Origin of the sequence: Pseudoalteromonas sp. S1608, from assembly GCF_005887265.1 — a bacterium.
Lineage (GTDB): Bacteria > Pseudomonadota > Gammaproteobacteria > Enterobacterales > Alteromonadaceae > Pseudoalteromonas > Pseudoalteromonas undina.
Window position 1 is genome coordinate 1 of record NZ_PNDK01000093.1, and the last position, 247, is coordinate 247.

General features: G+C 37.2%; 1 pseudogene. It reads right to left on the bottom strand.

What is annotated here, in order from left to right:
* A pseudogene (locus tag CWB75_RS18820) lies at positions 1–230 on the bottom strand (efflux RND transporter periplasmic adaptor subunit); the annotation flags it as partial.
* Between the last annotated feature and the right edge of the window lie 17 nt (positions 231–247).

Sequence of the window (247 nt, forward strand, 5' to 3'; positions counted from 1 at the left end):
ATTATTCCCTCGGTAACAAACTGCTGGCCGTTCTTTAACCCCTTGTCTATTGCAACCCAGCCATTGTTTCTACATGCAACAAGTACCTCTATGCGATAAGCTATGCCATCTTCAAATTGAAAAACATAATGTTTATCTAGCAGAGGAATAATTGCTTTTTCAGGCACCATTAGAGCTTGATAGCTGCTAAGCTCTAGTTCAGTTTTAAGTATCATACCAGGGCGAATTAAAAACTAATTATTAGAAA